The sequence below is a fragment of the Altericista sp. CCNU0014 genome, from assembly GCF_044923475.1.
Lineage (GTDB): Bacteria > Cyanobacteriota > Cyanobacteriia > Thermosynechococcales > Thermosynechococcaceae > JAAURS01.
The window spans coordinates 4,845,337-4,867,626 of record NZ_CP137338.1; the positions used below are offsets into that span (position 1 = coordinate 4,845,337).

22 protein-coding genes and 3 pseudogenes are annotated in these 22,290 nt (G+C 48.8%); 11 read left to right on the top strand and 14 right to left on the bottom strand.

What is annotated here, in order from left to right; genetic code table 11:
* Positions 1-150 precede the first annotated feature (150 nt).
* The gene (locus tag R6H26_RS23085) at positions 151-948 is read right to left on the bottom strand and encodes a hypothetical protein (RefSeq protein WP_404785898.1); all 798 of its coding nucleotides are present in this window, start codon (positions 946-948) and stop codon (positions 151-153) included.
* 278 nt (positions 949-1,226) lie between these two features.
* Between R6H26_RS23085 and R6H26_RS23090 the strand changes: the two genes are divergently transcribed.
* From R6H26_RS23090 to R6H26_RS23105, 4 genes are all read left to right on the top strand, one after another.
* On the top strand, positions 1,227-1,616 hold the full coding sequence (locus tag R6H26_RS23090) for a hypothetical protein (protein ID WP_404785900.1): 390 nt from the start codon (positions 1,227-1,229) through the stop codon (positions 1,614-1,616).
* Between the two features lie 143 nt (positions 1,617-1,759).
* Positions 1,760-1,990: a hypothetical protein gene (locus tag R6H26_RS23095; protein WP_404785901.1), complete on the top strand. Its 231-nt coding sequence runs from the start codon at positions 1,760-1,762 to the stop codon at positions 1,988-1,990.
* Between the two features lie 107 nt (positions 1,991-2,097).
* Positions 2,098-2,373, top strand: a complete 276-nt coding sequence (locus tag R6H26_RS23100) for a hypothetical protein (protein WP_404785902.1) — start codon at positions 2,098-2,100, stop codon at positions 2,371-2,373.
* Entirely contained in the window at positions 2,352-2,714 is a 363-nt protein-coding gene (locus tag R6H26_RS23105) for a type II toxin-antitoxin system VapC family toxin (RefSeq protein ID WP_404785904.1), read from the top strand. The genes R6H26_RS23100 and R6H26_RS23105 overlap by 22 nt, the downstream gene beginning before the upstream one ends.
* Here the strand turns inward: R6H26_RS23105 and R6H26_RS23110 are convergent.
* The 3 genes and pseudogenes from R6H26_RS23110 to R6H26_RS23120 form a co-directional block, all read right to left on the bottom strand.
* A pseudogene (locus R6H26_RS23110) lies at positions 2,708-3,382 on the bottom strand (IS256 family transposase); the annotation flags it as partial. The gene R6H26_RS23105 and the pseudogene R6H26_RS23110 overlap by 7 nt on opposite strands.
* Positions 3,355-3,891, bottom strand: a complete 537-nt coding sequence (locus tag R6H26_RS23115; RefSeq protein ID WP_404785905.1) for an SDR family oxidoreductase — start codon at positions 3,889-3,891, stop codon at positions 3,355-3,357. The pseudogene R6H26_RS23110 and the gene R6H26_RS23115, both read right to left, overlap by 28 nt.
* Positions 3,857-4,168: a MarR family winged helix-turn-helix transcriptional regulator gene (locus R6H26_RS23120; protein WP_404791427.1), complete on the bottom strand. Its 312-nt coding sequence runs from the start codon at positions 4,166-4,168 to the stop codon at positions 3,857-3,859. The genes R6H26_RS23115 and R6H26_RS23120 overlap by 35 nt, the downstream gene beginning before the upstream one ends.
* Before the next feature lie 2 nt (positions 4,169-4,170).
* Here R6H26_RS23120 and R6H26_RS23125 point away from each other — a divergent pair.
* The 3 genes and pseudogenes from R6H26_RS23125 to R6H26_RS23135 all read left to right on the top strand — a co-directional run.
* Positions 4,171-4,398: pseudogene (locus R6H26_RS23125) on the top strand (DMT family transporter); the annotation flags it as partial.
* A gap of 22 nt (positions 4,399-4,420) precedes the next feature.
* Positions 4,421-4,875 (top strand): annotated as a pseudogene (locus R6H26_RS23130) (DMT family transporter).
* Positions 4,876-5,015: 140 nt separating this feature from the next.
* Entirely contained in the window at positions 5,016-5,555 is a 540-nt protein-coding gene (locus tag R6H26_RS23135; protein WP_404785906.1) for a DUF1349 domain-containing protein, read from the top strand.
* Positions 5,556-5,577: 22 nt separating this feature from the next.
* On the opposite strand, the gene R6H26_RS23140 is transcribed toward R6H26_RS23135, so the two are convergent.
* Together R6H26_RS23140 and topA are read right to left on the bottom strand one after the other, a co-directional pair.
* Positions 5,578-6,414: a PhzF family phenazine biosynthesis protein gene (locus tag R6H26_RS23140; RefSeq protein ID WP_404785907.1), complete on the bottom strand. Its 837-nt coding sequence runs from the start codon at positions 6,412-6,414 to the stop codon at positions 5,578-5,580.
* A gap of 2 nt (positions 6,415-6,416) precedes the next feature.
* A complete protein-coding gene (gene topA, locus R6H26_RS23145; RefSeq protein WP_404785908.1) occupies positions 6,417-8,567 on the bottom strand; it encodes a type I DNA topoisomerase in 2,151 nt (716 codons plus the stop codon).
* Positions 8,568-8,626: 59 nt separating this feature from the next.
* On the opposite strand from topA, the gene R6H26_RS23150 reads away from it, so the two are divergent.
* The gene (locus R6H26_RS23150) at positions 8,627-8,875 is read left to right on the top strand and encodes a DUF1016 N-terminal domain-containing protein (protein WP_404785910.1); all 249 of its coding nucleotides are present in this window, start codon (positions 8,627-8,629) and stop codon (positions 8,873-8,875) included.
* Here the strand turns inward: R6H26_RS23150 and R6H26_RS23155 are convergent.
* From R6H26_RS23155 to R6H26_RS23165, 3 genes are all read right to left on the bottom strand, one after another.
* Positions 8,865-10,121 (bottom strand): alpha/beta fold hydrolase, encoded by a 1,257-nt coding sequence (locus R6H26_RS23155; protein ID WP_404785912.1) that lies wholly within the window; start codon positions 10,119-10,121, stop codon positions 8,865-8,867. The two genes, R6H26_RS23150 and R6H26_RS23155, sit on opposite strands and share 11 nt — an antisense overlap.
* A 118-nt stretch (positions 10,122-10,239) precedes the next feature.
* The gene (locus tag R6H26_RS23160) at positions 10,240-10,692 is read right to left on the bottom strand and encodes a hypothetical protein (RefSeq protein ID WP_404785913.1); all 453 of its coding nucleotides are present in this window, start codon (positions 10,690-10,692) and stop codon (positions 10,240-10,242) included.
* 741 nt (positions 10,693-11,433) lie between these two features.
* Positions 11,434-12,270 carry a photosystem II manganese-stabilizing polypeptide gene (locus R6H26_RS23165; protein WP_404785914.1) on the bottom strand — a complete coding sequence of 279 codons (837 nt, stop codon included), beginning with the start codon at positions 12,268-12,270 and terminating at the stop codon, positions 11,434-11,436.
* A gap of 402 nt (positions 12,271-12,672) precedes the next feature.
* On the opposite strand from R6H26_RS23165, the gene yidD reads away from it, so the two are divergent.
* The gene (gene yidD / locus R6H26_RS23170; RefSeq protein ID WP_404785916.1) at positions 12,673-12,960 is read left to right on the top strand and encodes a membrane protein insertion efficiency factor YidD; all 288 of its coding nucleotides are present in this window, start codon (positions 12,673-12,675) and stop codon (positions 12,958-12,960) included.
* Positions 12,961-13,059: 99 nt separating this feature from the next.
* On the opposite strand, the gene R6H26_RS23175 is transcribed toward yidD, so the two are convergent.
* Positions 13,060-13,521, bottom strand: a complete 462-nt coding sequence (locus R6H26_RS23175; protein WP_404785917.1) for a hypothetical protein — start codon at positions 13,519-13,521, stop codon at positions 13,060-13,062.
* A 516-nt stretch (positions 13,522-14,037) separates the two neighbouring features.
* Here R6H26_RS23175 and R6H26_RS23180 point away from each other — a divergent pair.
* Complete coding sequence (locus R6H26_RS23180; RefSeq protein WP_404785918.1) at positions 14,038-14,448, top strand: VOC family protein; 411 nt, start codon at positions 14,038-14,040, stop codon at positions 14,446-14,448.
* 231 nt (positions 14,449-14,679) lie between these two features.
* Here R6H26_RS23180 and R6H26_RS23185 read toward each other — a convergent pair whose 3' ends face one another.
* Together R6H26_RS23185 and R6H26_RS23190 are read right to left on the bottom strand one after the other, a co-directional pair.
* The gene (locus R6H26_RS23185; RefSeq protein WP_404785920.1) at positions 14,680-15,012 is read right to left on the bottom strand and encodes a hypothetical protein; all 333 of its coding nucleotides are present in this window, start codon (positions 15,010-15,012) and stop codon (positions 14,680-14,682) included.
* Positions 15,013-15,192: 180 nt separating this feature from the next.
* Positions 15,193-15,423, bottom strand: a complete 231-nt coding sequence (locus tag R6H26_RS23190) for a hypothetical protein (RefSeq protein ID WP_404785921.1) — start codon at positions 15,421-15,423, stop codon at positions 15,193-15,195.
* Between the two features lie 526 nt (positions 15,424-15,949).
* Between R6H26_RS23190 and R6H26_RS23195 the strand changes: the two genes are divergently transcribed.
* Positions 15,950-16,534: a hypothetical protein gene (locus R6H26_RS23195; RefSeq protein ID WP_404785922.1), complete on the top strand. Its 585-nt coding sequence runs from the start codon at positions 15,950-15,952 to the stop codon at positions 16,532-16,534.
* Between the two features lie 163 nt (positions 16,535-16,697).
* On the opposite strand, the gene mutS is transcribed toward R6H26_RS23195, so the two are convergent.
* On the bottom strand, positions 16,698-19,361 hold the full coding sequence (gene mutS / locus R6H26_RS23200; RefSeq protein ID WP_404785924.1) for a DNA mismatch repair protein MutS: 2,664 nt from the start codon (positions 19,359-19,361) through the stop codon (positions 16,698-16,700).
* Between the two features lie 124 nt (positions 19,362-19,485).
* Positions 19,486-22,263, bottom strand: a complete 2,778-nt coding sequence (locus tag R6H26_RS23205) for an ATP-binding protein (RefSeq protein ID WP_404785925.1) — start codon at positions 22,261-22,263, stop codon at positions 19,486-19,488.
* Positions 22,264-22,290: the final 27 nt, after the last annotated feature.

Below are 22,290 nucleotides of genomic sequence, written 5' to 3' on the forward strand. Positions count from 1 at the left end.
CTTGTGTGGTTATATTTCTAAGGGGTTATTTTGTTAAAGTCGTCGTCTTTTAGAATCAAAAATCGCAAAAAATGCTAGTAGCATAGAAAATTTTACAATTCAAAAATACTAAATTTTTGAAAATCCTAAGCTCATAGACAAACTGAGATTTTACTTGTAAAGATTTTTCCATATCTCTGCATTCACCCTACACTTGAGAATATGACGTGCTTCTTCATCAAAATTTCTTAACTCTCGACATAAGAATTCATAGTTTGAGAATTTATGTCTTAGAAAATCTACGGTAGCATTGAGGCTAACAAAAGAAGTGTCATTATAATGCTCTTGAGCCTTTTGCTTGAGGTTTTCTGGAAATGGATTAAGCTCAATAGATGCCATCCTTGCAAACTTAACATCCCACATATCGTTCGGACGACGGGTCAGTCGTTTATTTTCCAAAGAAGATACTTCTACCTTTTTGTTGTTGTGAAACTCTTGCTCTAAATGTCTGAGTTTTTCTAATAACGCCTGATTTTCGAGTTTATGATTGTTTTTCTCTGTCGTTCGCTGCTTGATTTTTTGAGATAGCCTATTAAATTTTAATTCAAAAGTTTGACGATCTCGAATTAGTTTTTCTTCTAGCCCCTGGGATTTGATTTCATACAAAATTGCTTCATTCAATATTTCTTCACTTAATATTTCTATAGTTGATTTGGGGATATTTTTAAGTTTTTCATTCTCAGATTTGGTGAAATCTAGAAAGATTTTGAGTTCGTGATTTGCTTTCAGTAAATCACTCAATTCACCTTGGTATTTGCTCTTGAGTTTGGCTAGACTTGCTTGAATAGCTTCTATTGTTTTCTTTAATGAATCTTCTTCTGAAGTTCTTTTTTCCCAAAATCTCCGAACTACTACAGATTGAATTAAACTTATTAACGCAAAAATTAAGTAATGACTAAGACAAGACAAAAAAAATGGCTAGAGATAAACCAAAAAAAATAAAAGTCAGAAAACGAATTAAAGGGTGAGCTAATTTAAAGTGCCGCTGTTTAGCAATTATCATTTCTCTCAGAATTATAATGATATTTCTATCATTCCCCATTCAGTGTCAGCATGTACAGTGCTCGTGTCGGATAATTTTCCTCACTTTGCTTTAGCAATGTTCATTGGCTTTGCAGCAACAGTTATTGTCGAATTTTCTGAAAGTCAGTTCAAGGTAGCTCTACAGCAGGGCTGACCAACTCATTATGCGAAATGGATCTGATCTAGGCAAGGCATCGCTCCTCCTAGGCGATCGCCCTTGTCCCAGAACGGCGATCGCGCCCAAAACCTTTCCATGCTTTATGCTAAAAATATCTGCGTTCATGAGGATAGATTGCAAAATGCGTCAGACCCCAGAACCCTTGACCCGAGAAATCTCTCCAGACTCCCTCGGTCAACATGAACAACCAACGGTTCAACCCACCCCAGCCTGCTTTTGGGATAAAGCCGATCGCATTGTAGTGATGACCATTGGGGGCGCATCGATAGGCGGAGCAATTGGGCTTGTTCACGGTGCCATTGTTGGTGCTACTGTCGCGGCATTATATGGGTGGTATATTGGCTTTGCAAAAACGAAGTCTGAACCAACAAATTAAACGCCATCAAATTTTGTTCATATTTGGGTAAGCTTACTGATCGTTGTACATCTTGCTGCACTGCTCATTCGCACCATTAGAGGCCAAAAATCATTCAACCATGAAGACTTTATTGTTACAGAGTGAAAGTGAGGAAAACTAATATGACGATATCAAAATACTTAGAAGCTAAGTACCCTACTCTCACTCGTTTTGTGAACGAGATTGGGCGAGTTGAAATCGGGCTAGGGAATTATATGATTTCAGCTTTTGTAGTTGCCTATGATGAAGGTGGCACAGTTTATGAGGGCAAAGACGCCTACTCCAGTTTAGATGAGGCTTTACAAGATTTAGACGCGGGCATCAAAGAATATCTTGAGGAATTTGGCATCTAAAGCCATTATTTTCCCCTGAGGTTTGCAACCAGCAGTCTCTAAATTTTTCTGATCTGCATCATTTTGAGTCAATTCGTCAATATCAGGTTTGAGTGGAGAGATGATGTATGGCTAATTCTGAAGTTCAATGGAATCCTGGATCCAACCTGCTCGAACGACTCACTCAATTCGCTCAAAAGCGAGGTCAAACCACAGAAGCAGTTATCACAGAGGCAGTGCTCTCTTACCTCCAAATTCAAGCGCTTGATGACAATGCGATTGATGATGACCCTTTAGTTGGCCTGTTTGCAGGATCTCCCAACCTAGCAACTCAGTCTGAAGACATTCTGCAACAGTCAATTACTGAAACATCAGGATGGACATGGAAACAAGAGCAGCCATAGCTGACACGGGCTTTATTGTGGCCTTACTCAACCAGACAGATGCAAGACATCAAGATGTAGCCCCCATTTACAAGCAACAGCAGCCTATCTGGTTTCCTCAAACGGTTCTTGCTGAAGTCGCATATTTACTGGGACGCGATGCAGGTAATACAACAGTCGTTGCCTTTCTTAGAGGTCTTCCAAAAAGTCGATTTTGCGTTGTTGCACTAACCGAAGTCGATTTAATCCGCATCGCTGAGATTTTGGCACAGTACGCCGACAGCCGTATTGATTTTGTAGATGCCAGCGTAATGGCAGTGAGAGCGATCGGAATTTTGTGTAAGGGCGAAAAAGGTCAGTGATTGAAGCGTCCTGGAAAAAGGATAGCAAAATGAGACAGAGCAGCCTTCCAATTTTTGATAGGTCGGCTCTATCTTTTGGCAATATTATTCATCGCTAAATACATCGGCTTAAACACAGACTCCTCATCTGGGAAAACAGTCTTGGTCTTGATGACCTTACGCAGAGAGCGATTAAGAGACTCAATGGCATTGGTGGTGTAGATGACCCGACGAATATCCATCGGATAATCAAAAATAGGAATGACATTCTCCCAATGCCGAATCCAGATTTGGCTGATAGCAGGATACAGGCCATCCCACTTAGCCGCAAAGGCATCCAGCGCTGTTTCTGCCTCTTGGAGGGTAGCGGCTTGGTAAATGGGTTTGAGGTCAGCCACAACCGCTTTGCTATCTTTCCAAGGCACATAGCGCAAACAGTTACGGATTAAATGGACAATGCACAGTTGAACCTGAGTGTTGGGGTAAAGTGCTTCAATGGCCTGGGGAAAGCCGCTCAACCCATCGACACAGGCAATTAGGATATCCTGAAGTCCCCGATTTTTGAGGTCTGTGAGGACTTTTAAGCAGAACTTTGCCCCCTCACTTTCTGCTTCTCCAGTCCATAGCCCCAGTAAGTCCTTATTGCCCTCGCGATTGATGCCTAAGACCACATAGACGGCTCGTTTGGCATCAGAACAAACTCATGAAATTGTGTTGCTCTGAGAATAGTCCACGGGATCGAAGCTTGTTCGATCGTCTGTTCAACTTCATACTTCGCGGCATAGTAGGGATAGACCTGTTCTGCTGCTCGGAGCAAGCGTTTCGTTCCTTCGACATCGACTTGACGCGGATTCGTGGGACTTGACGCGCAGTGAACGATCGTATCCATTCCTTTGACAGCTTGCTCTAAGCCTTGCCCCGTTAGCAAGTCTCCTTGAACAGCGCCGGAACGTTCACTACGACTGAGAATCTGCACGTTGCGATCCGCAGTTTGCAGGCAATCGACCACAAGGGAACCCAGCGCACCAATCCCTCCTGTTACCAAAATATTGGATATATTCATTCCAAAACCTCCTTTGATATCTATCTCCTTAACCTCTCCCTTTCGGAATTTTACTCGCTCGGAATCAGGATGGAGGTTCTCCAACGGATTAAGGTAAAGGTTAGGTTTTATGGTTAGCCCATCGATCTTGCTCATCGAATGACAACAAAAACCGACGGAGCAACTGCGTGAAAGTTTGCAGTTCAGTCTGAGTGAATTGCTGGAGAAATTGCTTTTCCTTCGCAAACAAAATGGGCATGACCCGATCCATTAGTTCAATGCCTTTGGGAGTCAGTTGCACGCTGACGCTGCGCCGATCCTCTGCATCCCGAATGCGGACGACGACTCCCTCCTGCTCCAATCGATCGATTCGATTGGTCATCGCCCCAGAAGAGAGCATTAACAAATCATAGAGATCGGTAAGCCCCTCAATGGAGTTTTACAGGTGGCTTATTTGGAGCCTGGTACATTGCTTCTAGTGCTTACTTTGTCTCTACGCTGGGAGTTGCACTGACGCTGGGATTAGTCGTCGGTGGACAGGCGATCGTCGGTCTCATGACGGATCGCTTTGGTTGGTTAGGAATGCAGCGCCATCGCCTCACGCCTTATCGCCAAATTTCAGTTGGATTGTTAGCCGTTGCGCTCTTCTTTTTGACCCAATAACGACGTGGGACTGATACTCATCATGGATATTTTATTCGCGGTTCTTGGGGCAGGTTCAGCCGGAAGTTTTTTAGCGATCGGCTCGGCTGCCAATGCCCGCTTGAAACAAACACTCGACTCTCCGATCGCAGCCTCGGCAATAAATTTTCTGATTGGATTTAGTATTTTAATGATTCTGATTGTGCTCGGAGTGTTCCAATCTCCCGATTTAGAAAGGTTTATCGATGCCCCTTGGTGGGCATTTTAGGCGGTTTTCTAGGCGCAATGTTTGTCAGCTTAAGTACTGTAACGGTGCCAAAACTAGGGTTGACGACCTCTACATTAGCGGTTGTCTGTAGCCAGATGATCGTGTCACTGGCGATCGATCGATTCGGTTGGTTTGGTGTTCCAACACATCCTCTCAATCTATCCAGAGTTTTTGCAATTGCGTTGCTCATTGTGGCAATCGCGCTGACTCAACTCGATCGTCAGTCTTAGTTCGATGAACTGCAAACAAATTGACTGGAGAATTCCCATGAAACTACTCGAAATTCACTTTAGCGTGGGGTAAGATGGCTCTGTATCGTATATCCTTGTATAGCAAGTAAGCAATGCCGCCGTATAGGAGGAAATAATCAATGCAATGGTTGAATGAACCTCCCAAATGGTCACATTCAGGAAATCAGATCGTCATCAAAACAGCTCCCAAAACTGATTTTTGGCACATCACCCATTACGGTTTTATTCGCGATAGCGGACATTTTTATTTTGATGCGATCGCGACTGACTTCACAGTTTCCGTCAAATTCCGGGGTCAGTACAAAGACCTCTACGACCAAGCGGGATTGATGATTCGTGCGGATGAAAAACACTGGATCAAAACGGGGATTGAATATGTCGATGGGAGTCAACATTTGAGCGCTGTTGTCACTCACGAGTATTCTGATTGGTCGATGACTCCATTGGTCAATCCACCCGAAACCTTTCAACTTCGGGTAGAACGGGTAGGAGACGCAATTCACATTGCTTCCTGGAGTGAAGCGGCAGGCTATCAACTCTTTAGAATGACTTACCTGCCTAGCTTGATTCCCCTTCAAGTCGGCGTAATGTGTGCATCGCCAGAGGGTGACGGCTATGAAGTCGTGTTTGAAGACTACTGTATTGAAACTTCCGTGTGAAATTACTTTCAGGACTTCCCTATCAAATCCAGACTGCCTGACCCGTCACAACAATTCCGCCACTACTGGGGATATCCACATTAATTCGACTGGGGCGACCCATCGCTTCTCCCTGACGAATCAGGATAGTTGTCGGTGTCGTAATCAGCTTTTCTGCTCGAAGATATCCTCCCAAAGCTGCCGCTGCTGCACCCGTCGCTGGATCTTCAACCACACCACCGACCGGAAAAGGATTGCGGGAGTGGAAGACGGTAGCACTCTCCCGCCACACTAGTTGCAGCGTTGTCAGACCATCGCGAAGCATCAGGGTTTTAAGAGCCTCGAAGTCATAATTTAGGTTTGCAAGGCGCTGTGCTTCAGCAACAGCCAGAACTAAATGCCATGCCCCAGCATAAGCTCTGGCAGGAGGAATGGCACCATCGAGTTCCTCTCGCCTCCATCCCAAGGCAGTAAGAGCCTCGGTGACGAGCGCTTCAGGTGCAGCGGTATGCTTTGGCTCAACGGAGGTCAGGGATGCTTCATAATTCCCATCTCGCTTGCGGACGGCCACTGGTACAGTTCCAACCGTTGTTGTTAGCCTATAGAGACCATCTCCAACGCTTTCACCCAGTACGACTCCAGTTGCAATGGTTGCATGTCCGCAAAACGAGACTTCTGCTTCGGAGCTATAGTAACGAACGGTTCGTTCAAGTCCAATTGCGGGAGCCACAAAGGCGGTTTCTGAAAAGCCGACCTCGGCGGCGATACGTTGCATGATTTCAGGAGCTGGAAGTGTTTCTCCAATCCAAACGCCAGCAGGATTCCCTCCATTGGCAGTGGTTGTGAATGCTGTTAGACGATGAAGCGATCCCGAAGTCATATTTAATTCTCTTTCTCCAATAACAACTCTCCCAATTTTGGACTCCACCATCGATCTTGAGACCAGAAAAAAGCAACGTCCTTATGCCTTCCATCGGTTTTAGCCTTTAGGTCAGAACATCGCAGCATTTTTTTAGGCTGGCCGTCCTTACTGTAATAATATTCCTCCAAGGGCTTGCGGCAGACTGGGCAAGGAAAAGCGGTTGCCTGAGAAGGTTCCCGTACAGTCTTAGCGCGAGGGGTTTGCCATGCTTTCTCGCGATCGGACCAAAACAACACGAGATCTGCGCCCTCTTCAGTTTTACAACTTTCCTGTTCGCATTTGAGAAAGTATCCTTTTTTGAGCTTTTTGGTCGGAACTTTCAGGAGTGCTTGGCCGCAATTAGGACATTTTGTTCTAGATTTTTCCAGATCTCGCTTGGGATAGGCTTGAGCCGAACTTGCCGGAAGTTGTTTCTGCGCTCGATCGAGCGCGGGTTCAAAATACTCGCGGTTCCATGCCGTGAGGTAATGCTGCCATTCTTGCTGTCCTAGGGCGATCGCATCCAGTGCCTGCTCCATCTGGGCCGTAAAGTCAGCTTCAATCAGATCCGGGAGGGCGGTTTCCAAAAACGCATCCACTTCTAACCCTAAGGTTGTGGGCTGAAGTTTGTCTTTGAGCAGCGCCACATAGCCGCGTTGCTTGAGCGTGGCGATCGTGGGCGCGTAGGTGGCGGGTCGTCCGATGCCGCGACGCTCCATTAACTGGACCAATTTGGGTTCCGTATACCGAGGCGGCGGCTGGGTTTGCTTTTGCTCGTGGGCTGCGTTCTCTAAATGGAGCGATTGTCCTCGGTTCAATATCGGCAAAACTGCATCGGCACTTAAATCTTTCCAGTATTTTGTATAGCCCGCAAATTCCAGCACCTGTCCTCGCGCCTGCCACTGCAACCCACCGGATTCCGTCAAGACTTTGGTTTTGCGCAGGAGTGCTGGCTTGCACTGAGAGGCGATCGCCCGCATCCAGATCAGCACGTACAGCTTAAATTCGTCGTCCGAGAGCTGCAATTTTAGGGTGGCGGAAGCCTTGAAAATATCCGTAGGGCGAACGGCCTCGTGGGCCTCCTGAGCGTTTTTGGCGCTGCGCTGTTTTGCAACTTGCTTGGGAACGTTAGCTTGGTCGTGGGTTTCGAGCCATTGCCGCGCCGCCGTGCAAAACTCTGGACTGAGCTGCACGGAGTCAGTGCGCATATAAGTAATCAGTCCGGCTTCGTAGAGCTTTTGGGCGACTGCCATGGTGTGTTCCGGGCTAAACTTGAGCCGCGACCCAGCGGCTTGCTGGAGTGCCGATGTCGTAAAGGGGGCGGGCGGTTTCTTGGCAGTTTGCTTGCCTTCAATCTGCACGACGGAATGGGGGTGGGTCTGGGCGATCGCTACCAATTCCTCGGCTTGCTCGCGACTCAGCACCCGCGTCGATTCCGCGACTTTCTCCGCAACGCCCGCATCGTCCACGGTGTCCAATTCTGCGACATCTTTTTCAAGACCGCCGTGGTAGAAGGCGCGGAAGCCTTCGGCATAGTCTACAAATACAGACCAGTAGTCCTGGGGCGTAAAGGCCACAATCTCTTGTTCGCGCTGGCAAACCAGATGCAGCGTGGCCGACTGCACCCGACCGACGCTTTTAGCCCCATTATTAAGCCGCCACACGAGGGGCGACCCGCGATAGCCCACCAGTTTATCCAGTACGTCGCGGCAGCGACCTGCTGCAATGAGATTCATGTCTAGGGTGCGGGGACGGGCGATCGCCGCTTTCACCGCAGCCTCGGTAATTTCTTGATAGACGACGCGCTTCGGCTTTTTGAGACCCAACACTTCGGCCAAATGCCAGGCGATCGTTTCCCCTTCGCGGTCTGCATCGGAGGCCAAGATGACTTCCTTGGCGGCATGGGCAGCAGACTTGAGCTGAGCGATGGTTTGTTTAGCTCGCTCGTCCTTGGGCACGTAGCGACATTGGATGCGATCGTCTGTCAGCTCGAACCCCAGTGCATCGGCACCATCGTTGGCAAGCTGTCGAATGTGGCCTGCCGAGGCGCGGACATCCCAATCGGCTCCCAAAATCGACCTCAGCTTTTTAATTTTTCCAGCCGATTCTACAATCAGGAGAAACTTTGCCATTTTGTCTGTCAAAAACCCAATACCGAGAACCCAGACTCAGAGTCCCTTTAGGTAATCCTATGACCCATTCTATTCCGACGGACTACGGAGAACTATTGGGCGACGTTAAACAGCGGATTCGGTCTGCTCAATACGAAGCCCTGAAAGCTGTCAATAAAGAACTTATTACGCTTTATTGGGATATTGGACGGATGATTTGCGATCGCAAACAAACCGCAGGCTGGGGCAAATCCGTCGTCGAACAACTCGCTAAAGACATTCACGCTGAGTTTCCGTATATCAGCGGATTTTTTGCCGCTAATCTTTAGCGAATGCGGTCATTTTACCTTTAGCCGAACTTACATTGCATGTAGCACCAAAGGGATATCCCGCAAAACGATCTTCAATCCATCCCACTGTTAGAATACCCGATTCATTCCGAGCATCGTGTCCGACACCAGGTAGTCGTATCAATTGCACATTTTCTCCTAGCGCACATCGTCGTTTAACTTCTATCTCACTGAGTTCTAATGGAATCAGCGTATCTGCTGTGCCATGCGTAATCAGCAAGGGTACTTTTACGCGCCCACGAGGTGTATTTTGTTCAATAATTGTACGCCAAGGTTCAGTTTGGAGAAGATTTACACTCAAATATTCAGATGGTTTTAAGAGCGTACCAATGGTCAAAAAAGCAGCGGGAGTAGAAACACATGTTGTTGCCATACGATTGAACTGGGCGCGCTGCTGGGGCCTAATGATGTTATCTAAATTTGCATTTGGATAGTGATGTGCCCATGCATAGAGTGCTTCGCCAATAAAGACCCCACCACCTTGGTCATCCATTTTTGCTTTGATAATGCCTGCGAGATTGATGGCTGGCGCTGAAGCGGCTGCCGCGACCAACTTTAGCTCTGGTGCATATTCTGCCGCAGATTGGACTGCCCATAGTGCCGCTTGACCTCCTTGTGACGCACCCCAAACGACAAAGCGATCGCTAGCATTCACGTCCAACTGTCGTGCCGAACGGACAGAATCTAGAATAGAGCGTGCCGAGACATTTCCAATTAAGTAGGGATGTACGCCAGGTGTCCCCAGACCTGGATAATCAGTTGCAACCACCACAAATCCTTGGTTTACCATGAGGTCTACGACGGGAGTTTGTTTATAGGGATGTGGGGTGTGACTAACGCCGCACTGTGGCAGCACCCCAATGGTTCCATGCGCCCATGCGATGACTGGACGAGATGAGGGGCTTTTTTCTTTGGGGGCTACTACAGTCCCGCTGACCGCGATGGGTTTACCATTCAGATCCGTAGATAGATACAAAACTCTCCATGCAATCGCATTTTTAGGCAAATCGTCTGTCAGCAATTCTTTTCGGATGATTGTACCGGGTACACCTGCTGGAAGCACTTTCGGTGGAGTATAAAAAGCAGAGGGTTGAATTGCAGTTATTTTGCGTTGAAAGAACCCGTACCCTAAGCCAGCTAAAACGATAATGACGCTACAGCCTAAAATTAGCCGACGAACCCACGGATTGACTTTTTTCCATCGCCCCTTTACGGTTAAGAACATCACAGCCTCTCTTTGGCTTGTAAGCTATAGAAAGCAAAATCTCGTGAAATCACAGTTCTGAAGCGGACTGTAGCCTCTAGACTCCCCTAGACTATGGTATCTAGAGGCTCATTAGGGATTAATAAGCAAAAATCGCTCCCTTGCGATCGATTTCTAAGGATCTTTGTCCAGCACCTTTCGCTTTTTTAAGTTCTAAGACGATGGTATTCCTACCTTTGTCAACCGAAACTTTGTATCTAATGTTGATTTTATCCCTTGCGGGGTTGACGGCAATATAGGCAGGTAGAGGAACATTCGTTAATGTTGCAGTTTTGCCGTTTATGATTTGTCTACTACCTGTATGACCTGTGAGAGTGTAGTTAAAAGCTTCTCCAAAGCTATTAATCAGAACGACTGTAACGGGTTTCTTAGGATTAACTACAGCATTAGGTTGCCAGTCTGCACGATCTGGATCTGAAGCTCCATGATACACTTTTGCCAGAGCCGCGTTAGTAGATAGATAGTGAGCTGACAAGCCACTGCATAGCAGCCCTATGCTCAATAAAATCGAACCTGTTTCTCGAACATTCATCTGCTTTCTCCAATCACTCAGTATGATATTAAAAGGAAGCCATAAGTTTTTTCAAGTATACCCAGATTGGGAAATTATAATTACACTTCAATCAATACTATTCATCTTGTTTAAGGAAATATTTTGCTTAATAAAGCTATCGTATTGTATCTAATGCTGCAGAAACTCTCGATTTCTTTTGAACTAAACCACTCTGCACTAAAAGTGCAGAGGTTTCTTAAAGGGCTGAAAGCCTAAGTTAACCTATTCGAGCAAAAAATTATCGTAGTCCTGATTTGACGGGGTTCGATGATGTTCTAGATATTCTGCTACTAGCTCTTCTGTGATATTCCCCGATCCGCTGATTGAAATCTGATAATTTGGATTTTGAACTTATTTAGCCATATTCAATGACATGGTGCGTTTATCTAACGAAAATCCTGCCATTTGCATCATTACTATGTAAGTCGAAAGACCATACTATGTGGAATATGCCCTCCGCGATCGAATACACCGATTGGGGGTGCCACCTATCAGATAGTCTCACCTATTCCGCCAGAGCTGTAAGATCAGCTCCCGGCTACTCAGCAAGTTGCCAAACTCTTGGAAAGGTCGGATTGACAAGGACGCACTGAAAGCTATACTAACGCTCATCGCTTCTTCGAACTTGGCTCAGACTCATCTATCCACTACTTTCTTGCGTTCGCAAAAAAGGCTGTACCCAAATAGGTACAGCCTTAAGTAAAAGACGTTAGCTAATCTTTAGGCCTCTTGGGGCGCAACCCGACCGTAGAAAACGCCTTGAATTCTAACATCCTTGGGTTCGTGGGCACCCATATCGCTATCCGAAGGCTGCTCCGCCTCGAAGGTCCCCGCAATCTCTCCAGTGCGGCCATCCACCTTCGCCACTTGCATCGAAATGGCACCCTTGCCCACGATGAAGCGCTTCACATTGGCGCGGGCCACTTCTTCTTCGCCTTCAGCCACAGCAGGCCGAGCCACAGCATTGTCGTAGCCCGTGGTCAAACCGCGACCCTTCGGATCCAAAAAGTTTGAAGTCCGATAGGACGGGACTTCATACTCCCCTTGAAAATCCGTAGAGGCATTGATAGCCGTCAGTCCGCCCTGGGTTTCGGCAACCAGCCCTTTGAGCGTAAAGAGCATCGGCACCAGTTCCCCATCCGATAGCTTTACAGTAATGGCCTGGAAATCCATCCCATCTTCTTCGTAAAAAGTCAAACCGCCCTTTTCATTGGGTTTCAGAGTTCCGGTGACGCCTTCTAGGGAAGTGGTCAGACGGGTCATGACCTTACTAGGGACAAACTCTGCCTCGCGGCGAGCATTCTTGGGTTCCTCTTTAACAAAGAAATTAATGGGCTCAAGACATAAATCGGTTAGCACGTATTCTTGCCCCGACTCCAGCGGAAATGTCCCCCGAGTCGTCTGGCCTAAGGTTTGGCACTTATTCGCCAATCCCGTTCCTCGAATATCTTCGTAGGTTAGGCTGGTGCGGCTTTGGGCCAAAGCATTGCCGCCACCCAAAGGTAGAACCGTCAGACAGACGGCGAACAGTGCAATGATGAAAGCGCGGAATCTCATTGATCACCCTCGATATCAAAAGTATATAAAGACCTGTTAAACAGGGATATAGACGTTGGCTCTCGCAAAGCTTGAAGGCATTTGGGTAGAGAGCGATGTTTGTTAATCGGACGAGCTGACTGATTAACGGTATGCAGTTGGATTCGGAGTCCGCAGGGCAAGCCTAAACTCAGACATGCATAAGCTTAAAGTAAACCATAAGGCATGTTAATCATCATCTCAGAAAGTGCGGGCCAAACCACATTGTCAATGGCTGAGTTGCGATCGCCCTTTGCCTCGGATAGGATGAAAACGTGCGACTTTAGGGCATTTCACCGATTTCAGTTCGTCCCACTCTAAATGTTAAGAGACATCACGCTCAGGCGAACGTTCTGTTGAGCATTGTTCACAGTTTTGATTCATATGGCCGCTGTCAAGTTTTTTCTGCTTGGGCTGATTCAGCTTTATCGACGGTTAATTTCGCCGCTACTGCCGCCGAGCTGTCGCTATCAGCCTACCTGCTCGGCGTACGCGCTAGAGGCGATCGATCGATATGGGGCGATCTCTGGAAGCTGGCTAGCCCTGAAAAGAATCCTGCGCTGTCATCCCTGGAGTCCGGGAGGCTACGACCCGGTGCCATCCTGCAATTGCCACGAGCGCGAGCTTTCAAAGCCCCAAGATTCGATCCTTAAAACAAAAACTAAATTTTAGCGGTATTGAGCGGCCTGTCAATACCGCAGCCGCACTTTGAGCTAGACCTGCCTTTGCAGATTTTCCGATCGCGGCGATTTCGATTTCCAAGTTTTTGCTTCAATAAATTCCCCAGTCTTTAATTTCGCTAGCCTTTAAAATAGATTCTGCGCTAGAAATCTCATCTTTCGAACCTTCTACAATCATGAGGTAGTTCCCTTCAGCCAAACGATCGCCGTACTGCTTCGCTCGATCGTGGGAGATATCCTCTCCTAAGGCCGCACCCATCAGCGTACCTGCCGCAGTGCCATAAACCCCTCCAGTTGCCATTCCGACTAGGGCGGACTGAATACCCAGCACCGCAACCGAGCCAATGCCGGGGAGCATCAACGCTCCCAAACCCATCAACATCCCGGAAACGCCACCGACAGCACCTGCCGTTAAAACGCTTTTTTTGACGCCGGATTCCTTTTGATTTTCAACAAATTCCTCTTCAGAAATCGCCATACCTTCATCCTGAGATGCCACTTCTTGTTTGACAATGGTTACCCGTTCTGAAGGAAAATTGGATTTTTCAAGCATTTCAATCGCAGCTTCTACATCTTCACGACTTGAAAAGCTACCGACTCCGAATTTGGGTGTCCCTAAAAGCATTATCTTAAATTCTCCAAGCCGCTAAACTTTTATAGATATAATTAATTTTATAATTTACAAAATTGTTCGATCTGAGTTTCAGCCCGCCACACCATGCTTGAATACGAGCAACAGCGATCGAAGCGAGACTCATCTTGCTACTAGATTATAGGTTTCATCGTTGATTTTCCTCTAACTAAGGAGGTAGAGTTCTCAGTCATCATCTAAATATAATTATTGGTAGAGCAAAAGTGCTAAAAGTTAAAATTAGATCGCATTATTAACTATTAGAATAAAAGCTCCTACTATCGCTAAAGCAGTCCGGCAACTAAAATTGCAGCTGCACGAACGCGTTGCGTAGCGAACGAAGTCGCGCTCCTATATGAAACGCCAAGGGAATTTACTTCTCGATTCGTTTACTATTATTAGAAAACAGTCCTCAATCCTTAGTGCAAGAGGTCGCAGATGAATCTTAAATACGCATACACCAGATTGAATGTAGAGAACTACGAAGCCTGCAAACTTTTTTACAAGAATGTTTTAGGCTTAACGGCTCTGTATGAAAACGATGCAGAGGAATATGCCGAACTAGATGCAGGCGAGACTAAAATTACGATTCTCAATCGAGCGAGATTAAAAGAGTATATTGGCCCGACGGAGGCAGTAGCCTACGATTCCCACAATGCCAAAATTGCATTGACCTTTACCGTTCGGAATTTAGACGAGGCGATCGCCCATCTAAAATCCCACGGCGTTGTCATGATTAACGATCCTTGGCAGCGCCCAGAGGATGGACTCATGCAAGGTGGTTTCATTACAACGTGTTTTCGAGACCCGGATGGAAATCTCATTGAATTCGAGCAAATTTTAAGCTGAACCGCAAATCTGACGGTCGGATTCTTTATTTGGGGAGCTGATGGACGAGTCAGGCGAGATCTGTGCTCTCCATCAGCTTGCTAGAATTAACACAGGTCATTGAGACATAGCGATCTTTGGGGTTTGAGTACGACTAAAAAAATTTAGGATTGCTAGAATTTCAGCCAGTACAGTTCAGACTAGTCAAGAGAAATTGCGATCGCTCATCAAAAAGAATGCAAGGATCTAAACCTACTCATTGACGAGAGCCTTATTTTCATCAAACGTACGGGCGCTCTTTTCGGCAGTATTTGGATAAACCTCTCCCAACTCTTTCACTGCCTCTTTTGACTGTTCGGCAATCTTCTTCAATCGCTTTCCAGGTGCGTTTTTCGTTTCTCGAGCGTCTTGATTCCATTCCCCTATAGTCTTCGGGCGAACCGAATTATCTTGATGGATTGCGTTATCTACCCTTTGGCCCAAATCGTTGGGGGTACGGCTTGCAGCGGAACTGGGATTAGCGCAGCCAGTCCCCAACAGGAACAAGCTGCCCACTAAAACAAAACTTAGAACGCGTGTATTCAAAATCGATCTAATCCACGAACCTATACGCGCTCTAATTTCAAGCATTAAACTATTCATTGGAAACTCCTTTAATTTTCAAAATAAAGCCCTTTCAAAAATGCAGTATGCTTGACTTTTCATACAGAGTTGCATGCTGAATTTAGAAAGTAGCTTTAGTAGTACAATTGCTCACACAGAAACTCAACCTAAAGGATAAAACTGTTTTGTATTCAGGCAGGCTTCACCATAACCAGGAATCCATGCAAGCCATTCATCGCAAGAAACTTGATAAAGTAAGAGTGCCCTATCAAAGGAATTTGGCGAGGTCTTTTGCAAGAGCTTAACCCAAGCGTTGCTTTGGAGCTTGGGAGAATAACCGATCTGCATCGATCTGCGCCTTGCTAAAGAAGGAAGTGGAAGGAGGGTGCCCATAAGAACAAGCTGCTCTATGTTGTTATGCAATCATGATTGCAAGCATGACGATCGGCAGCCTCCTGCATTAGACTTATTTTTTAAACTCGGCCTACTGCCTATATCGATAAGCTTAGCGGGTGACAAGGCTACTCTAATGTAAACAGGCCAGAGGTTTGAGAAAATGGTGAGGCAAAAAATAAGGGGCCACAAGGGCTTCCCAAAAAACAAAATATTGCCCTTAACATACCAAACAACTCCGCACGCGCACCTCAACCTCAGTGTTTAACTTTGCAGCTTTTGGTATTGTTTCAGGCTCATCATACTCATCGTATTGATGGGCTGCTTTTTTATATTTGAAGTTTCTGATATTCTAATGAATAGAGAGTCTAACCATACCTTCATAAAAGGAAGATTTTTCTCTTAAGTCCTCGAAAACATCCTTTTTTGGGCATGGTTTTTCGGTGAATGCACCTCGAAAAAGGGTGCTTTCAAGCTTCGCAATTTAAATTTTCAGGCTTATATTTTTGTTATGAAGGTTAATAATATGAAATTCTTAGTCGGTCTTGCTTTAAGTTGTTCTGTTCTGTTCTCGGCGGCTGTCCCCGCTTGGGCGCAAGCCGTTAATGCTGGTTTAACGGGTGGCAAGCAGGTCGAGGGAAAAATCGTAAACCTGACCGATTCTGAAATGACTCTCCAAACTGCTAGTGGAACCCAGGTTTACAAAGTTAATGGAGATATATTAAAAGCGCTTAAGTTGAGTCAAGGGTCTGATGTAATCGTAGACGGTAGCTTGCTCCAGACGGGCCGAATCAGCAGGCTGGCGGCCTATAACGTCGAGGTAGAGTTAGACAATGGTGAATTTATTGACTTCGTGCTATCTCCCGAAGGCCGCCGTACGCTGATGGTTGGCGATCGGGTTGTCATTACTTCTCTCCAGACACCTTCACGCTGTCAGAAAATCTACAGATTAGAGAACTATACGCTGATGGCTCGGGATATTAAACCTAAAATCACCGTTGTTCCGACCGAGCCACCCGCCCCAAGTGTTAAGGAGCCAACTCCTCCTACTCCAGTACAGCCTGCACCTGTCCAGGTTGAACCCAAAGCGCCTGTTCGGGGACTTTGGTAGCTGCAGCAGAATGTTTGGGTAGAAGTATAGGCAACTTGGTGCGAGTTGCCTTACGGCTTTTGAAAACTTTTCAAGGCGACCCTAACAGAGGTTTGATTGCCGCGATCGCAAATTGAAAGAACTTTTCCTCTAGAATTTAAAACGATCGCGCCACAAATGCGCGTCAAAATGGAAGCTCAAACTGTCCGGTTTCTTCCCGAACTCTCGTAGAAGGCTTACCTTTGGGTGGCTTGGACTGACTGCTTTTTCTCAAACCCACCGCAATTTTACTGTGCTTTTCAATCTGGCCCATGACCTGTTTTGCCCGCTGAATTACTGTAGGCGGCAGCCCAGCCAAACGTCCTGCCTCAATACCATAGGAACGACTTGCCCCTCCGGGCTGGACCTGATGGAGAAAGACAATTCGATCTGGCATTTCTTTAACAACGACTTGATAGTTCGCTACATTCTCCACCAATGAAGCTAATTCGTTGAGTTCGTGGTAATGAGTTGCAAAAATGGTGCGGGCTTTGATTTCAACGGCCAAATATTCGGCAACCGACCAAGCGATCGCCAACCCGTCAAAGGTCGCCGTTCCTCGTCCAATTTCATCTAGCAGCACGAGCGATCGCTCGGTGGCGTGGTTCAAAATGTTGGCCGTCTCGTTCATTTCCACCATGAACGTGGATTGTCCGGTCGCGAGATCGTCCACGGCACCCACGCGGGTAAAAATGCGATCGCACACGCCCAAGCTAGCAACCCGCGCTGGCACAAAACTTCCGGTTTGAGCCAGCAGCTGAATCAGGCCGACTTGACGGAGATAACAGCTTTTGCCGCTAGCATTGGGACCTGTCAGGACCACGAGATCGGGCGCGGCATCTTCGCCGAGCAGGGTGGAGTTCGGCACAAAAAAACCAGCGGGCAACGATTGCTCTACGACTGGATGCCGACCCTCTTGAATCTCAATTCTGCGGTCTTTCGTAATATGGGGACGGCAGTAGCCCTGGTAAATCGCAACTTCGGCCAAGCCAGCCAGCACGTCTGCCCCCGCCACTGCTGTGGCAACGGTGCGAATCAGTTCGGCGAGCGCGCCCACTTCCGCGCGCAGTTGCCCGAACAGGTCGTATTCCATCTGAAATAAATCGGTTTGGGCCGTCATGATGCGGGCTTCGCGCTCTTTGAGGTCGGGGGTGATGTAGCGCTCCTCGTTGGTGAGGGTTTGTTTGCGGATGTAGTCTGCGGGGGCTTGGATGCTTTTCCCGCGAGAGATGCTGATGTAGTAACCGAAGGCTTTGTTAAAGCCGACTTTGAGGGTGGAGATTCCGGTGCGATCGCGCTCGACGCGTTCTAGATCGGTAATCCAGTGCTGGTCGGAGGCGACCTGCTGCCGCAGCCGATCGATCTCGGCATCCACCCCATCCCGAATCAGATCCCCCTCGGTCAAGCTGATGGGAGGCGACTCTACGAGGTGGGCGCGCAGTCTTTGGGCCAGTCGATCGAGGTCTGGCGGCACGGTTTGCAGCGCTTTGAGGTAAGGGGACTCGCTGTTGCGCGCGAGGTAGGCAATATCTGTCAGGCGCTCTAGGGACTCTGCTAAAGCGACCAAATCTCGCGCGTTGGCGGTACCGGATCCGGCACGTCCGGCTAGGCGTTCTAGGTCGTAGATGTTCTGAAGCTGTTGCTGGAGCTGTTGCCGGAGCTGGGTGTTTTGGACTAGGTCGGCTAGCGTGTCTTGGCGGGCAATAATTTGTTCGACAGCCAGCAGGGGCTGAAGCAACCAGCGGCGCAGCGCCCGACTGCCCATTGCAGTAGCAGTGCGATCGAGCGCCCACAGTAGGGAGCCGTGAAAGGTGCCGTCTCTCGAGGTTTGAGTAATTTCTAGATTGCGACGGGTTTGGTGATCTAGGACCAGATATTCGCTGAGGGTATAGGTCGTCAGGGGTTGAAGCGGAATGCGGGTTTCTTTTTGCGTATCTTCGAGGTACATCAGCAATCCCCCGGCAGCTCGAATGGCCAGGGGCAAATGGTCGCAGCCCAAACCTTCAAGCGATCGCAGCCGAAATTGCTCTAGCAACCGCTGTTTTGCTTCCGTAAGACCAAAGCTGAACTGCGATCGCAGCGTGTAGCAGAACTGATTTGGCAACCCTTCCGGCAGCAGCGGTGAAGACTCTCCCGGTCGCAGCAGTTGTTGCACGTCCGGCGCATCGGTGGGGAACAAAACTTCGGAAGGCTGGAGCCGCATGAGTTCTTGGACCAGCAGATCGCGATCGCCCGCCTGAGTTGTCGAAAATTCCCCGGTCGAAATATCGGCGTAGGCCAAGCCCCACCGATCGCCTGCCAATACAAAAGCGGCCAGAAAATTGTTGCTGCGGGCTTTCAGCATTCCTTCATCCAGCACCGTGCCTGGGGTGATCACCCGCGTGACTTCGCGTTTGACTAAGCCTTGGGCCAGGGCCGGATCTTCCACCTGATCGCAGAGGGCGATCGCGAAGCCTTTTTCCACTAAAATTCGACTGTAGCGCTCTAGGGCGTGGTGGGGGATGCCCGCCATCGTGACGCGACCGACTTCTTTGCCGCATTCTTTGCTGGTGAGCATGAGTTCCAATGCCTGGGCGATGGTGCAGGCGTCTTCAAAGAAGGTTTCGTAAAAGTCGCCGACGCGGTACAGCAGCAATGCTTGAGGGTACTCGTCTTTGGTTTCGACGTAATGCCGCATCATTGGGGTGAGCAGGTTGCGGTCTACCGTCGAGCGATCGCGGTGCTGCGCGGCATTTTTACCCGTGCGCTGGGTCAGTTCCTCTTCATCGGTTTTGTAGGGCGTAGGTTCGGAATGCATCGAAACGATCATGGGGCAATTTGCGAGCCAAGGTCTTTAAAGACTTTAGCGTGGCGATCGCCTCTAGAGCGCCAACTCGTTAGAATAAAACGCAAGGGCTTCAACAATTTAGATGGGCTAGCAGCCTTGGTAAAGTTCAAGGTCTTTGAATATGGACCGATAGGTTGAGCACGATCGCCCGTACTAATTCATCCGGCTCGATCGGTTTGGATAAGTGCTGTTGGAATCCCGCTTCCAAAGCCTGCTGTCGGTTAAAGTCGCCAGCGTAGGCCGTCAGGGCGATCGCCAAAACTTTCCCGCCCTCTTCCGGCGGCAGCGCTCTCACCTGCCGCACTAACGCATAACCATCCATATCCGGCATGCCAATATCGCTCAGCAATACATCTGGCGTTGTGCGAACCAAGGTCGCAAGTCCCTCGGCTGCGGTCGCGGCAGTTGTAACCCTCGCACCTGCTTGCTCCAGCACAAACGCGACAAACTCGCGCGAATCGATTTCATCGTCGATTATCAAAATTCGAACGCCGCTCAAATCGAGGGATGGCGCTGGCGAACTGCAATCTACGTTTGAAGTTGGTTCTAGGGGCATCAGCGGCAATCGGACGCTAAAGGTAGACCCTAACCCTTCTCCCTGGCTCTCGGCGCAGACTGTACCGCCATGCAGCTCCACGATCTGACGCGCGATCGCGAGTCCCAACCCCAACCCGCCGAACTTGCGCGTGGTGGCCCCATCTTCCTGACGAAAATGGTCGAACACGTGGGGCATGAAGTCAGGATGAATGCCCTTACCTGTATCGCTAACAGAAATGAGCGCCTGGTTCTCAACTCGTGCGAGCCGCACTGCGACTTGTCCTCCTGGGGGAGTGAATTTAACGGCATTGGACAGCAAGTTCCAAACAACTTGCTGCAGGCGCGTTGCATCTCCCGAGACGCGGCCTACCTCAGGATTTAAATCGGCAATGACCTCAATCGATTTGGCGTTGGCCGCCAAACTCACCGTTTCAATGGCGGCTGCGATCGTCGCAGCCAGGTTGACGGGAACGACCGTGAGGCTGAGCTTCCCTCGGAGAATGCGCGAGATATCCAGCAAGTCTTCGATCAGTTCCGATTGCAGTTTGGCATTGCGCTCGATGGTGATAATGGCTTCAGCAGCCTTCGCGGCATTCAGCTTGCCGCTTTGCAGGAGCTTAGCCCAGCCGAGAATGGGATTGAGGGGCGTCCGCAACTCGTGGGAGAGCACGGCCAGAAATTCATCTTTAATGCGGTTAGCGTTTTCCGCTGCTTCCCGCGCTGCTTGTTCTTGCTGTAAAATCTGCTCGCGCTCGCGTTCGAGTCGCACGCGAGCGCTAATATCGGTCGTGAAGCCCACGACACCGACCAATTCCCCTTGCGTGCCGTACTGCAAGTACCCCCGCTCCCACACGTCTACCCAGTGACCGGCTGCGTGGCGGACGCGGTATTCGTATTGGTAGCGATCGATTCGATCGGCAACGATTGACGAAAATCTCAACTCAATCTCCCTCAGGTCGTCGGGATGCACCCGTTCTCCCCACCACTCCTGCGTGGGAAGTGCGTCTTCAGCCCGAACGCCGATGAGGTCGAACAACCCCTCAGAACGGTAAATTTGCTGCGTTTGGAGGTTCCACTCAAAGACAATGCCCTCAACGGCCCGCATTGCCATGTGGAAGCGGGCGTTACTCTGCTTCAGATCGGCTTCATCTCGTTTGCGATCGCTAATGTCGTAGTTAATCCCGTCAAACGAGACGGGCGTGCCATCCGGGGCATAAATCGCCTTCCCAGCCGATCGGATCCATCGAACTTCGCCCGTATCTGGATTTACAACCCGGTGGTCGATCTCGTACAGGGTGCAATCGCGCAGCGCGCCCTCCATTGCAAGGCGAGTTGACTCTCGATCGTCGGGGTGGATGCGACTCCAGAACAGGTCGATCGTCGGCTCGGTCTCCGGCGCGATGAAAAATAGTTCCTTGGTGCGCTCGTCCCAATTTAGCGCGCCTAGGGGCAGCGAGTTCAGCCACAACCCGATGCCAGTCGTCCTCAGGACGAAGGCCAGTCGATCTTGGTTCAGTCTCAATGCTTCCTCAGCCCGTTTGCGATCGGTAATGTCAGTCACAAAAACCGTCAGACTGCTCGATGACGGGTAAAGCCGCAGTTCGTACCAACGATTCCAGGGAACGTAAATATCCTCAAACTGCACGGGCACTCGATCCTGCATCGCCCTATAAAAGCGATCGCAAGCCTCAGTTCCGACGACATCGGGCAATAACTCCCAAATATTGCGCCCCAGGATTTCTGCTTGAGACATTACCATCATTTCGCAGAGGCGCTCGTTGGCATAGGTAATACACCAATTGCGATCGAGGACGTAAAACCCATCATCGATACTAGAAAGTACGGTTTCGAGTCGTTTTTTGGCGGCTTGCTCCGCACGCTGAGCCAATTCACTAGCAGTCCGCGCTTCCCGCTCTCGGCCCATCGCCTCCTGTAACGCTCGCAAATTTGTCTTAGCGCTTTGGAGAGCTTTATACCGGGACTGATTGAGGATGCCGATCGACACTGCAACTGCAAGAAATACAGTCAGTCGAACCACCGCTCCTAGATTGTTTACGGTGAAAGAATAATACGGCTCGAAAAAGAAGTATTTGATGGCTACCGTAGATAGAACGATTGCCACCAACCCAGCACGCAAGCCGCCATACCAGGCACTCACCATAACTGCCATAAAAAACAGAGCTGCTGGGGTGGGATAGAGCCACGGTAAAAGCAACAGGGTTAGCCCCAGTGCCAAGGCAACCGAGAGGAGCGCCACACCGTAGAATCGCAGTTGAGTTGCGCTGGCGATCGCGCTGCTTGCTTTCTGGAGCGATGTCTCCAACACGGGCGTTCTCTTCAGCGTCATATCGTTTTTCTCACTCCAGCTTTCCTA

Bases quoted from the DNA above. Each gene is read 5' to 3' on its own strand.
- R6H26_RS23090 (WP_404785900.1), top strand. From the start codon at position 1,227: ATGCGAAATGGATCTGATCTAGGCAAGGCATCGCTCCTCCTAGGCGAT.
- R6H26_RS23095 (WP_404785901.1), top strand. From the start codon at position 1,760: ATGACGATATCAAAATACTTAGAAGCTAAGTACCCTACTCTCACTCGT.
- R6H26_RS23100 (WP_404785902.1), top strand. From the start codon at position 2,098: ATGGCTAATTCTGAAGTTCAATGGAATCCTGGATCCAACCTGCTCGAA.
- R6H26_RS23105 (WP_404785904.1), top strand. From the start codon at position 2,352: ATGGAAACAAGAGCAGCCATAGCTGACACGGGCTTTATTGTGGCCTTA.
- R6H26_RS23115 (WP_404785905.1), bottom strand. From the start codon at position 3,891: ATGAGCAAGATCGATGGGCTAACCATAAAACCTAACCTTTACCTTAAT.
- R6H26_RS23135 (WP_404785906.1), top strand. From the start codon at position 5,016: ATGCAATGGTTGAATGAACCTCCCAAATGGTCACATTCAGGAAATCAG.
- R6H26_RS23140 (WP_404785907.1), bottom strand. From the start codon at position 6,414: ATGACTTCGGGATCGCTTCATCGTCTAACAGCATTCACAACCACTGCC.
- topA (WP_404785908.1), bottom strand. From the start codon at position 8,567: ATGGCAAAGTTTCTCCTGATTGTAGAATCGGCTGGAAAAATTAAAAAG.
- R6H26_RS23150 (WP_404785910.1), top strand. From the start codon at position 8,627: ATGACCCATTCTATTCCGACGGACTACGGAGAACTATTGGGCGACGTT.
- R6H26_RS23155 (WP_404785912.1), bottom strand. From the start codon at position 10,121: ATGTTCTTAACCGTAAAGGGGCGATGGAAAAAAGTCAATCCGTGGGTT.
- R6H26_RS23160 (WP_404785913.1), bottom strand. From the start codon at position 10,692: ATGAATGTTCGAGAAACAGGTTCGATTTTATTGAGCATAGGGCTGCTA.
- R6H26_RS23165 (WP_404785914.1), bottom strand. From the start codon at position 12,270: ATGAGATTCCGCGCTTTCATCATTGCACTGTTCGCCGTCTGTCTGACG.
- yidD (WP_404785916.1), top strand. From the start codon at position 12,673: ATGGCCGCTGTCAAGTTTTTTCTGCTTGGGCTGATTCAGCTTTATCGA.
- R6H26_RS23175 (WP_404785917.1), bottom strand. From the start codon at position 13,521: ATGCTTGAAAAATCCAATTTTCCTTCAGAACGGGTAACCATTGTCAAA.
- R6H26_RS23180 (WP_404785918.1), top strand. From the start codon at position 14,038: ATGAATCTTAAATACGCATACACCAGATTGAATGTAGAGAACTACGAA.
- R6H26_RS23190 (WP_404785921.1), bottom strand. From the start codon at position 15,423: ATGGGCACCCTCCTTCCACTTCCTTCTTTAGCAAGGCGCAGATCGATG.
- R6H26_RS23195 (WP_404785922.1), top strand. From the start codon at position 15,950: ATGAAATTCTTAGTCGGTCTTGCTTTAAGTTGTTCTGTTCTGTTCTCG.
- mutS (WP_404785924.1), bottom strand. From the start codon at position 19,361: ATGATCGTTTCGATGCATTCCGAACCTACGCCCTACAAAACCGATGAA.
- R6H26_RS23205 (WP_404785925.1), bottom strand. From the start codon at position 22,263: ATGACGCTGAAGAGAACGCCCGTGTTGGAGACATCGCTCCAGAAAGCA.